Source organism: Bifidobacterium sp. LH_426 (genome assembly GCF_056356875.1).
This window is the reverse complement of sequence record NZ_JBKEVB010000008.1, coordinates 75,675-86,742: the sequence shown is the minus strand read 5'-3', so window position 1 is coordinate 86,742 and position 11,068 is coordinate 75,675. Positions and strand designations below refer to the sequence as shown.

The 11,068-nt window shown below is 65.0% G+C and carries 8 protein-coding genes; 3 read left to right on the top strand and 5 right to left on the bottom strand.

Going from position 1 to position 11,068, the window contains the following annotated elements; translation table 11 throughout:
- Positions 1-190: 190 nt before the first annotated feature.
- Together AC1AYD_RS08580 and AC1AYD_RS08575 are read right to left on the bottom strand one after the other, a co-directional pair.
- Positions 191-1,093 (bottom strand): hypothetical protein, encoded by a 903-nt coding sequence (locus AC1AYD_RS08580; protein ID WP_476544999.1) that lies wholly within the window; start codon positions 1,091-1,093, stop codon positions 191-193.
- Positions 1,094-1,199: 106 nt separating this feature from the next.
- Positions 1,200-2,882, bottom strand: coding sequence for an adhesin (locus tag AC1AYD_RS08575; RefSeq protein ID WP_476544998.1), 1,683 nt, complete (start codon positions 2,880-2,882; stop codon positions 1,200-1,202).
- Positions 2,883-3,782: 900 nt separating this feature from the next.
- Between AC1AYD_RS08575 and AC1AYD_RS08570 the strand changes: the two genes are divergently transcribed.
- Positions 3,783-5,150 carry a putative ABC transporter permease gene (locus tag AC1AYD_RS08570; protein ID WP_476544997.1) on the top strand — a complete coding sequence of 456 codons (1,368 nt, stop codon included), beginning with the start codon at positions 3,783-3,785 and terminating at the stop codon, positions 5,148-5,150.
- Positions 5,151-5,320: 170 nt separating this feature from the next.
- On the opposite strand, the gene AC1AYD_RS08565 is transcribed toward AC1AYD_RS08570, so the two are convergent.
- Positions 5,321-6,511 (bottom strand): pyridoxal phosphate-dependent aminotransferase, encoded by a 1,191-nt coding sequence (locus tag AC1AYD_RS08565; RefSeq protein WP_476532422.1) that lies wholly within the window; start codon positions 6,509-6,511, stop codon positions 5,321-5,323.
- 30 nt (positions 6,512-6,541) lie between these two features.
- Positions 6,542-7,912 carry an ATP-binding protein gene (locus tag AC1AYD_RS08560; protein WP_476544995.1) on the bottom strand — a complete coding sequence of 457 codons (1,371 nt, stop codon included), beginning with the start codon at positions 7,910-7,912 and terminating at the stop codon, positions 6,542-6,544.
- A 182-nt stretch (positions 7,913-8,094) separates the two neighbouring features.
- On the opposite strand from AC1AYD_RS08560, the gene AC1AYD_RS08555 reads away from it, so the two are divergent.
- Positions 8,095-8,916 carry a hypothetical protein gene (locus tag AC1AYD_RS08555; RefSeq protein ID WP_476544994.1) on the top strand — a complete coding sequence of 274 codons (822 nt, stop codon included), beginning with the start codon at positions 8,095-8,097 and terminating at the stop codon, positions 8,914-8,916.
- 5 nt (positions 8,917-8,921) lie between these two features.
- Positions 8,922-9,287, top strand: coding sequence for a transcriptional regulator (locus AC1AYD_RS08550; protein ID WP_476502991.1), 366 nt, complete (start codon positions 8,922-8,924; stop codon positions 9,285-9,287).
- Between the two features lie 62 nt (positions 9,288-9,349).
- Here the strand turns inward: AC1AYD_RS08550 and nrdF are convergent, their stop codons facing one another.
- The gene (gene nrdF, locus AC1AYD_RS08545; RefSeq protein ID WP_476544993.1) at positions 9,350-10,342 is read right to left on the bottom strand and encodes a class 1b ribonucleoside-diphosphate reductase subunit beta; all 993 of its coding nucleotides are present in this window, start codon (positions 10,340-10,342) and stop codon (positions 9,350-9,352) included.
- Positions 10,343-11,068 lie beyond the last annotated feature (726 nt).

The window sequence follows — 11,068 nt, the reverse complement described above, 5'->3', positions numbered from 1 at the left end:
TCACCCTAGTGGAGGGTGATGAAGGAACCCCGCCGATTGCCGTGTCGCTAGTCAATCTGCCCAATTTGTGATGGCTGATGTGTGCTTATTTTTGGCCCCCCTCTGACGAGGGGGCTCCCGGCGAAGCCGGGTGGGGGAGAGATAGCTGGAACGTGACGTTCGCGGTATCTCTCCCCCAGCCAGCCGCCGGTCAGGAGGCGATGGAATCGCCGGAGGTGGTGGAGCCGGATTCGGTGTCGGACGAGCTGCTGGACGAGCCGGAGCTGCTCGAACCGGAGGAGCCCGAGCCGGACGAGTTGGAATCGCCGTTGGAGGAGCCGCCTTGGCTGTTGGACGAACCGCCGGGGCCCATGCCGCCGCTCGGCGGCTCGCCCATCTGGCCGCCCATGCCGCCGCCCTGGCTGTTGCCGTTCGAGGCGCCGCTGGGCATCTGGCCCATCTGGCTCGTGCTCTCGCCGCGGCCGGAATCGGAGAACGCGGTGACGACCGCGCCGCCCGCGATGCCGCCGAGCAGGCCGCACACCAGCGTCACGCCGGCGATGATCGCCACCGTCTTGCCGCCCAGCTTCGGATGCTTCGCCTTGCCGTCGCCGGGAGCGCCAGGGAAGCCGTTGGATGCGCCGGGAATACCGGTGCCGGGCGTTCCGGGCACGCCATTGCCGGCTGCGACGGCCGGATCGCCCGGCGCATACGGTGCCTGCGGTGCGCCCGGCGCCGCGAACGCGTTCGTATCGGCGGTGCCCGTACCAGTTCCGAATCCGGTGCCGTTGCCGGCCGGAGTACCGGCGTATCCGGCGTGTCGGGACTGGTCGCCGACCGGCTGGTAGGCCGGCTGCTGGGCGGACGCCCACGCCGGCTTCGCGCCGGCGGCCGTCCGGGCTGCGTCACCGGTGGTGTTGCCGGTGACGCTTGCGGTGCCCGTGGCCGCGGTGCCGGCAACGCCACCCGTCGGCGGCAGGGTCTGCGTCGCCGCGGCGGCGCGCGCGTCGGCCGCCGCCGGGCGCTCCTTCTCGGGGATGACCTGCGTCGCGTCGGTCGCGGCGGTGGTCTTGGTGTCGAGCACCTGGGTCTTGTTCGTGTCGTTGGTGGTCATGGTGGGGTCCTTTCGCGGGAAGTGTGGGTGAAGTTGTGAGGTGGTCTCTCCCCCAGTCATCCTTCGGATGACAGCCCCCTCGTCAGAGGGGGCCGAGTTGGAGGGGTCACATCGTCCAGGTGGTGGAGGTATTGAACTGGGTGTCGTAGGAGGAGCGGTCGATCAGGTCGGTGGCGAGCGTGGTGCCGTCGCCGGTGGCCGTGTCGGGCAGGGTCGTCGCGTAGTCGCCGGTCACCGTCACGGTCACGGTCACGTCGGAATCGCCCTTCACGACGGTTTTGCCGTTCGCCTTGATCGTCACCGTGTTCCCGTCGGCGTCGACGACCTTGCCGCCGCTCGCGACGTTCAACGCGGAAACGGTCGTGCTGTCGGTCACGACCCACGTGGAGGAGCCGTCCACGTTCACCGTGATCGGCGCGTCGCTCGTCGTGCCGTCGCTCGCGCTCGCGTTCTCGGTGATGCTCGCGGCGCCGGTCCACGTCGATCCGTCGAGCAGGTTCAACGTGACCGACGAGATCGTGTCCGCGCTGACCGTGCCGGCGAGCGTCTGGTTGCGCCCGGTGAACGTGACGGTCGCGCCGTTCGATCCGGCGGGCCCCCAGTTGTTCGCGTCGTTGCCGGCCGCGGTGATGAGCGCCGCCTTCGACGAGTCGAAGTCGAGCGTCGTGTTCGACAGGACTACGTCGGCGGTGGTGTTCGTGAAGTAGAACATCGAGCCGGATTCGATCGACGATTTCAGCGTCGAATCGGCGGCCTGGAACGTCGCGTGCTCGCCGGTCGAGGCTTCGGCGTCGCCGGAGGTCGACTGGTAGATGATCACGCCGTTGGCGACCGGGTCGCTGGCCGTCTTGTCCGTGATGGTGCTCGTCAGCGTCGAATCCTTGATGAGGATCGTGTTGAGGCCCTCCATGCCGGCGATCTGCGAGCCGGTGGACGTGCCGGTCACGTTCGTCACCTGCACGTCGCCGGTCGAGTAGAGGAGCGGCGAGCCGGAGCCCGCGGTCTTCAGGTCCGCCTCGTTGAGCGAGATCGAGCCGCCGCCGCGGTCGGTGGCGACGGTCGCGCTGTGGTCGCCCTGCGTGTCCGCGGTGACCTCGCCGGCGAGGATCGTGCCGGAGTAGGTCGCGTCGAGGGCGCGCGAGTTGTCGCCGGTCGTCGAGATCGTCGTGTCGTGGACGAGCGCGGTGCCCGAGTCGGTCGCGAACACGCCGTTCGAGCCGGACGAGTCGGCGGTGAGCTTCGACCCGTCGATGACGGTCTTCGACTTTTTGCCGACGGTCAGGCTGACCGAGTTCGTGCCGTAGAAGTTGTTGTTGTCGGCGCTGTCGGAGTCGCCGGATTTGGTGAGCGTCGCGCCGGTGAGCGTCAGCGTGCCGCCGTTCTGGGCGAGGGCCGCGTTCTGGTCGGCGTTGGTCGCGGCGGTCGTGTCGGACGACGTGATTTCCTCGCCGTCGGCGGTGAGCGCCGCCGTGTACGAACCGGAGTAGTCGTAGGTCATCGTGTTCGCGCCGCCCATGCCGGCCATCTGTCCGGAGACGATCGTATTGCCGCCGCGGGTCGAGGTGTTGCGCAGGATTGCCGTGCCGGCCGCGCCGCCGCCGAAGCCGACGATGAGCGCCGTACCGGCGGCGATTGCGGCGAGCTTGCCGGTCGTGGCCTGCGCGGTGCGGGCGCCGCGGGTGTTGTGGGGGCGGCGAGTGCCGCGGCCCGGAGTCGATTCGTGTGATTCGCGGAAGCTCGTGGAGGTGGTGCCGCCCCGCCGCTTGCCGGAGGTGTTCCTGATGCCCATGATCGTGCCTTTCGTCGTGCCCGCCGCGATGCTTGCGGTGGCGGGCCTTTCGTGCTTGCTGATATCAGTACACCGCCGGTTCCGGGGAAAGGGCTTGCGCGAACGTGCAGGTCGTCTGCGACCTTGCGAAGCAACCTCTGAACAATTCTTGACCGTTACCTGAAAGCCCCTCCGCCTTGGCTCCTCTCTCTGACTTGGCCCCCTCTGATGGGACATCGCCGTATAGCAAACGCCGGAGGCGTTTGTAGGCGATGTGCGAGCCGACAGGCGAGCTGATGTGGGGTCAGCCGAAGGCTGTCCGTGATTGCGGGGGCCGTATAGCAAACGCCGGAGGCGTTTGTAGGCGATGTGTGAGCCGACAGGCGAGCCGATGTGGGGTCAGCCGTAGGCTGTCCTTGATTGCGGTCGGGCTCCCGGCGAAGCCGGGTGGGGGAGAGATAGCTGGAACGTGACTGTTCGCGGTATCTCTCCCTCCGACCGCCTTCGGCGGCCACCTCCCTCGTCAGAGGGAGGCAATTCGGGGCCGGACGGGTCGCGTCGTCCGCCGTGGACCACTTCCCCCGTCAGAGGGAGGCACTGCTCCCCGCTCAAAAAAGGGGTGCCAAATGGACGATATTCCCGATTTACAGCGCTAAACACCCGTTTCGATGGGGACGAAACGGGTGTTTGACGCTGTAAATCCAGGAGAACGGGGGTTTGAACCGGGGTTTGTGATGTCTGGGGCCACCCTCAGTCCCGCTTCGCGGGCCCCGCAATCACGGACGGCCTGCGGCCGACCCCACATCGGCTCGCACATCGCCTACAAACGCTTCCGGCGTTTGCTTCACGGCGATGTCCCGCCGGCGGGAGCACGTAGCCGGCATGTTAGCCTGTTGGCATCGTGCGTGGGAAGGAGTCGTCATGGGGAAATCATCGGGGGCTGAATCATCGCGATCGACGAAGGCCGAGTCGTCGCAAGTCTCATCGTCGCAATCGTCGCGAAACGAGTCAACGCAAACGGAATCATCGCGAAACGAAACGACGACAAACGGACGCACGGCGGCGGGCGAGGAGGCGGCGGTGACCGCCGACCTCGTCGCCGCCGAACTCGACGAACAGGACCGACTCGACGCGCGACGGCTGCCGTGGCTCATCCGCATGTACGGCGTGCTGGTGCTGCTCGACGGCCTCGTCACGCTGCCGGTCGTCGTGCTCGCGTCCGTCGACGCCGTGCGCGCGATCATGCGCGGCGAACTCACGTTCCACGCGGCCAGCCTGACCGCCATCCTCACCGGACTGCAGGCGCTCGTCCTCATCGCCAACGCGGCCGCGCTCATCGTGTTCGGCGTGCTGCTGCTGCGCAACTGGCGACGCTACGCGGCCCGCTGGGCATACGTGCTGATGCCGGTCACGCTCGCCGAAGGCATGCTGTCGCTCGCGCTCGACGGCCTCGGCGCGAACCTCATCGCGCCGGCCGTGCGCATGGCGATCCTCGTCGCCGTGTCCATCGCGTGCGATCCGGGGCTCGCCGAGGAACGACGGCTGCAGCGTGCGCTCAAACGCATGGACGACCGCGACGCCTACGAGCGCGCCGTCGAGGCGGGCATGCTCGGGCGCGACCCGTCCGGCAAAGGGTACATCGCGCTCGACTTCTTCAACATCTTCTGGCTGTTCGCCGTGGCCTGCGTGTTCGGCCTCGCCGTCGAGACCGTGTACCACTTCGCGATGTACCACGGCGAACTCCAGGATCGTGCCGGGCTGCTCTGGGGCCCGTTCTCGCCGATCTACGGGTGCGGGGCGGTGCTCGTCACCGTGGCATTGAACCGGTTGTGGAAGTCGAACCCGTTCCTGATCTTCTGCGCGAGCGCGGTGATCGGCGGCACGTTCGAATACGCGACCAGCTGGTTCATGGAGGTGGCATTCGGCATCACCGCATGGGACTACACCGGGCAATGGCTGTCGATCGACGGGCGCACGTCCGGCAAATACATGGTGTTCTGGGGGCTGATCGGCGTGGTGTGGGTGCGCTGGATCCTGCCGCGGCTGCTGCGGCTCATCAACCGGATCCCGTGGAAGGTGCGGTATTCGCTCACCGCCGTGTGCGCCGTGCTGATGCTCGTCGACATCGCGTTCACGCTGATGGCGCTTGATTGCTGGTACGGCCGCATGGCCGGGTTGCCGCAGGATTCGCCCATCACCCAGTGGTTCGCCACGCACTACGGCGACGCGTACATGGCGAACCGCTTCCAGACGATGACCATCGACCCGTCCAAGGCCGGCAGGGTGTAGTGGTCGGCTGTCTTCATTTGGCCCCCTCTGACGAGGGGGGCTCCCGGCGAAGCCGGGTGGGGGAGAGACGGCTGGAACATGGCTGTTCGTGGTATCTCTCCCTCCGACCGCCTTCGGCGGCCACCTCCCTCGTCAGAGGGAGGCGATGGAAAAGGAGCATCAGCGTTCCGTCACAGGCCGTACTGTTCGTGGGCGAACTTCTCCAGCGCGGGGATCGAGCGCTTGACCTTTTCGGTGTCGATGCAGTAGGCCATGCGGAAGTAGCCGGGCACGCCGAAGCTCTCCGACGGCACGAGGATCAGGTCGTACTCCTTCGCCTTGAGGCAGAACGCGGTCGCGTCCTCCTCGAGCGCCTTCGGGAAGATGTAGAACGTGCCGCCGGGGCGCACCACGTCGAAGCCGATCGAGGTGAGCGCGTCGTACAGCAGGTTCATGTTCGTCTCGTACACGCTCAGGTCGCTCGTCTCGTCGAGCACCTTCGCGACGCCCAGCTGGATCGAGCTCGGCGGGCAGTTGTGGCCGGTGCCGCGCGAGATCTGGCCCATCATCGGCACGAGCAGGTCGGCATCCGTGGCGGTCGGGTTCACCGCCACGTAGCCGATGCGCTCGCCCGGCAGGGAGAGTGACTTCGACCACGAGTAGCAGGTGAGCGTGTTCGCGTAGAAGTTCGCCGGGTACGGCTGGGTGCCGCCGTCGAACACGATCTCGCGGTACGGCTCGTCGCTGATGAGGAAGATGTCGTGGCCGTATTCGGTCTGCTTGGCGGTGAGGATCGCGGCGAGGCGCTTGAGCGTATCGGCCGAGTAGACGGCGCCGGACGGGTTGTTCGGCGTGTTGATGAGCACGGCCTGCACGTTCGGGTTGAGGGCCGCCTCGAACGCGTCGAAGTTGATCTGGAAGTTCGCGGTGTCCGCGGGGATGACGGTCAGGTGCGCGCCCGTGCCGTTCACGTACGGCTGGTATTCGGGGAAGTAGGGTGCGAACGTGATGATCTCGTCGCCGGGCTTGGTGACGGCGCGCATCGCGTGCGCGAGTGCGCCGGCCGCGCCGGTCGTCGGGAAGATGTGGTTGCCGGTGTAGCTGGTGCCGAAGCGGCGGTTCAACGAGTCGGCGATCGCCTCCTTGACGGACGGGATACCGAGCGACGGGGAGTAGCCGTGGATGGCGACCGGATCGCCGTGCTCGTACAGGTCGACCATCGTCTTCGCGAAGTCCGGCGGGGCGGGCACGCTCGGATTGCCCAGCGAGTAGTCGAACACGTTCTCGTAGCCGATCTCCTTGCCACGCGCCGTCGCGTACTCGCTCAGCTCGCGGATGACGGACTTGCCGCCCAGCATCGCCTTGTATTCCTCGTTGATCATGGGTCGCTCCTTGTTCGAAGTCAGATACCCCTATTCAACCACCGTTGCGTCCGATTCGTGGTGCTCCCTCCACGTATCAGCATGACGCGTGATGAATCGGCCGAGCCCGCCAACGGCCCAAAGAGGCAGGTTGGCGACCCATGACTCATCACGGTAGTCGGCGAGACTGGTTCGTATGGCATGGACGATCGGGAATCGCGCATACGCCACTTTCAGACTTCTTGCCCGCAGATTCTGCTCCGCCTTCACCTCGATGGGATACACGGCGCCGTCTTTCTCGATGGAGAAGTCGATCTCCGCGTGCCCCTGCGGATTCGACCAGTAGGTCGGCTCGTACCCTTGGGCCACCAGCTGTTGGCAGACGTATTGCTCGGTCAACGCCCCCTTGAATTCGGTGAACACGCGGCGGTTTTCGGTGACGACGGACGGGTCGAGGCCGGCCAGCGCACCGAGCAGGCCGATGTCCGACGTGAACATTTTGAACGTGGAGGTATCGATGTAGCCATTCAATGGCTCACGCAGCGCCGTGACGCAATGCACCTGTTGGATGATGCCATAATCCTTCAGCCACATGATGCTCTCCTCGAAGTCGCGTGCTCGCGCTCCGGGGCGTACCACGCCGTATACGAACTTGCGGTTCTCCTTGGCGAGTTGGGTCGGCAGGGTGCGCCATACCAATCGGATTCGTTCCAGCATCCGTGGTGGTGCGTGCTTGGAGAAATCCAGATCGTATGCGTCGAGAATCTCCTGTTGGATGGATCGGATTTCCTGCATCGGTGAACCTCCCAGATGAGCGGATACGGCGGCCGGCATGCCGCCGACCACCGTGTAGCGCTTCAACAGGTCGGTCAGGCGCGTAGCGAACGTCGGGTTGATGCGTTCGGGTTCTCCGTTTCTGATCAGATCCGCCAATCGTTGTTGGCCGGCGTTGTCCAGATACTCAAGAAAGGACAACGGGTGGAGGGTCATCATATTGACCTTGCCTACGGGGAACGATGCGTCCGGATGCTTGGACACACCCATATAGGAGCCGGTCGCGATGATGTGTTGCTCCGGAGTCTCCTCGCTCAGGTATTTCAATGCGGTGAGCGCTCGCGGACATTCCTGAATCTCGTCAAGGAAGATCAAGGTCCTGCCCGGCTGTATGTCCCTTCCGGCATAGATAGATAGATTGTCGAGGACGGTGTGAGGGTCGAGGGTGTGATCGAACAGGCCGATGGCGTCGATGTCGCGCATGAAGTCGATGCGCAGGACGTCGTCGTAGAATCGTCTGCCGAATTCGCTGACGATCCATGTCTTTCCGGTCTGGCGGGCTCCCCGAAGCAGCAGGGGCTTGCGATTCGGCTGCTGCTTCCATGTCGACAGGTCGTTCATCAGGCCTCTGCTGAGTCGCTCACCCATGATTATCCTCCTAAAATGTGGGAGTCAGCCACATTTTATCATCTAAAAATGTGGCTGACTCCCACATTTTTAGATGATAAAATGTGAGGCGCTCCGTGGCCCACGATTCCCCGGGTGAAAATCGTGAGTCGGAATCGGCGGGTATCACTTTACTTTCATGCAAGTAAAGTGATATACTGGGCATGTCGACATCGCCATCTCCTCCCGGTCGAATCATCATTCGCTTGTGTAATCAGACAGCCCATCGCACGGAACGTTTCGCGCGTCGCCGCCGGCGCGCCGTCATCAACGCAAGGAGACCCATCATGGCCACGACACCTCTGAACACCGTCGGAATCACCGAAGCGACCCATGCCGCCGCCGGAACCGTCAAGACCGTCGGCCTTGCCGGCGCCGATACGTCAAGCGCAACCGCCGGACCCCCGGACCGGACCGACAGCCGGACCGGCGCGCCGCAACCCGCCATCGACCCGGCGGCGGCCGCGGCGGCGCTGAACCAGATAGCCGCCGACCGCGACGGCAACGCCGAACGGCTGATGCCCCCGAAATGGTGGTATCCGGTCAACGGCGTGATCGCCGGGGTCATGTACCTGCTGTGTGCGCAATTGTTCGCACAGTTCGCCGTCATCGAATTCGATGCGGACGGCTGGCTTGTGGAAGCCCGATTCCCGTTGCTCGAATCGGTATCGTATATGGCCGCGGCCGCAGCGCTGTGCTATGCGCTGTTCGAGCTGGGAGAGTGGCGCAAACGCCAGATCGGCTCCGACTACAGCGTGTTCATGGGCGAACTGCGGCCACGGAACGTGTTCATGTGGGTCGTGCTGATTGTGCAGCTCATCGTCCAGATCGGCGTGTTCGTCCTGCTGCTCTGGTGGATGCTCCATCAATCGGCGATGCCGGAGATGCCCATGGTCGTCGGCGTCGTGATGGGCGCGGTGCTCGCCCTCTGGGATTACCTGTACGATCGATACTTCATCGCGACGATCAAGAAGGAGGGGCGGTGAGCGCCATGGGCAGTGATGCAGGCAAAGCGCCGGGCTTGGGCAAGGCTCCAGGCATCCGCGGCTTCGGTGCCGTCGAGCCCCGGTTCGACGCCGTCATCCACGAGCCGACGCGCCTGCGCATCTGCGGACTGCTTTCCTCGGTCAGGGAGATGCGTTTCGCCGACATCCGCGAGGCGCTCGGGCTGAGCGACGCGATGTGCTCCCGCCACCTCAACACGCTCGCCGGCGACGGGTACATCGCCCTGGTCAAGCGGCCGGGCGAATCGACCCGTCACATGGTCACATGGGCGGCCATCACGCCGGAGGGCCGCCGGGCGCTCGCCGGGCACCTGGCCGCGTTGCAGGCCATCGCCCAAGGGGCTGTTCTCTAGGGCCTCCGGTCCACGGTTCCGAGCTGGAGGGAATCGTGGACCGGAGGCCTGCCGATCGGGAATCAGAAGTCCCAATCGTCGTCGTCGGTCTCCTCGGCCTTGCCCATCACGTAAGAGGAGCCGGAACCGGAGAAGAAGTCGTGGTTCTCGTCCGCGTTGGGCGACAGGGACGCGATGATCGCCGGGTTCACGTCGCAGATCTCCGCCGGGAACAGCGCCGGGTAGCCGAGGTTCATCAGCGCCTTGTTGCCGTTGTAGCGCAGGAACTTCTCCACGTCCTCGGTCAACCCCACGCCGCCGTACAGCGACTCGGTGTACTCCACCTCGTTGTCGTACAGCTCGTTCAGGAGGTCGTACGTGTACTCGCGCAGCTCCTCGCGCTTCGCCTCGCCCACCAGCTCCAACCCGCGCTGGTACTTGTAGCCGATGTAGTAGCCGTGCACGGCCTCGTCGCGGATGATGAGGCGGATCACGTCGGCCGTGTTCGTGAGCTTCGCGTGGCTGGAGAAGTACATCGGCAGGTAGAAGCCCGAGTAGAAGAGGAACGATTCGAGCAGCGTCGAGGCGACCTTGCGCTTCAGCGGGCTGTCGCCCTCGTAGTAGTCGAGCACGATCTGTGCCTTCTTCTGCAGGTACTCGTTCTCCTCGCTCCACGCGAACGCGGCGTCGATCTGCTCGGTCGAGCACAGCGTGGAGAAGATCGACGAATACGACTTCGCGTGCACGGACTCCATGAACGCGATGTTCGTGTACACGGCCTCCTCATGCGGGGTGAGCGCGTCCGGGATCAACGACACCGCGCCGACCGTGCCTTGGATAGTGTCGAGCAGCGTGAGACCGGTGAACACGCGCATCGTGAGCGTGTGCTCCTCCTCGCTCATCGCCTGCCACGAGGGGATGTCGTTCGAGACCGGCACCTTCTCCGGCAGCCAGAAGTTGCCGGTCAGGCGGTCCCACACCTCGAGGTCCTTCTCGTCCTCGAGTCGGTTCCAGTTGATCGCGCAGACGCGGTCGATGAGCTTCAGCGGTTTGCGCGGCACGGAAATCGGCGCCATGGTTCTCTCCTTTTCGGTTGGTTCGTTACGTTTCGGTGATTCGGTGGTGCGTGTGTCCGATTGTTCCGAATACACCTGCCGGTGCATGCGTATCTCTTGCTCCCCCTGAAGGGGGAGCTGGCGGCCGAAGGCCGACTGAGGGGGTGATTCGGAAGATCCGGGATTCAGTCGGTTTCGTCGTCGCGATTGTCGCGGTCCGCGAACTCCTCGGGCGCGGTGAGCCGCAGGATCATCCGGTACACGGTTTTCGACATGATGTTCCCCTTCTGATGTGGTGATGTGTGGTGCGATGACGTAGGTAAGTGGGCTGGGCGTCTGTATGCCCCCTCAGTCCCGCTACGCGGGCCAGCTCCCCCTAAAGGGGGCGCAGAGACGGCGACGGTTCTTGGCCCCCTCGACGGGACGTCGCCGTGGAGCAAACGCTGGAGGCGTTCGCAGGCGGTGTGCAAGCCGGCTTATTTCTTGGCCCCCTCTGACGAGGGGGCTGTCCGCGTAGCGGACTGGGGGAGAGATAGCCGGAACGTAACGTTTGCGGTATCTCTCCCTCCGACCGCCTTCGGCGGCCACCTCCCTCGTCAGAGGGAGGCAAGATGGCACCCCCATGGAATCGTGCGTGATGTGTGCGGCGTCAAGGCGCGGCGGGCGAAGGCGTACGAAGGTACGTCGAGTCCGCCGCAACGCAGACGACGCTCCATCAGACTGATGTGTGCGGAGACCGCTGTCCGA

Bases quoted from the DNA above. Each gene is read 5' to 3' on its own strand.
- AC1AYD_RS08580 (WP_476544999.1), bottom strand. From the start codon at position 1,093: ATGACCACCAACGACACGAACAAGACCCAGGTGCTCGACACCAAGACC.
- AC1AYD_RS08575 (WP_476544998.1), bottom strand. From the start codon at position 2,882: ATGGGCATCAGGAACACCTCCGGCAAGCGGCGGGGCGGCACCACCTCC.
- AC1AYD_RS08570 (WP_476544997.1), top strand. From the start codon at position 3,783: ATGGGGAAATCATCGGGGGCTGAATCATCGCGATCGACGAAGGCCGAG.
- AC1AYD_RS08565 (WP_476532422.1), bottom strand. From the start codon at position 6,511: ATGATCAACGAGGAATACAAGGCGATGCTGGGCGGCAAGTCCGTCATC.
- AC1AYD_RS08560 (WP_476544995.1), bottom strand. From the start codon at position 7,912: ATGGGTGAGCGACTCAGCAGAGGCCTGATGAACGACCTGTCGACATGG.
- AC1AYD_RS08555 (WP_476544994.1), top strand. From the start codon at position 8,095: ATGTCGACATCGCCATCTCCTCCCGGTCGAATCATCATTCGCTTGTGT.
- AC1AYD_RS08550 (WP_476502991.1), top strand. From the start codon at position 8,922: ATGGGCAGTGATGCAGGCAAAGCGCCGGGCTTGGGCAAGGCTCCAGGC.
- nrdF (WP_476544993.1), bottom strand. From the start codon at position 10,342: ATGGCGCCGATTTCCGTGCCGCGCAAACCGCTGAAGCTCATCGACCGC.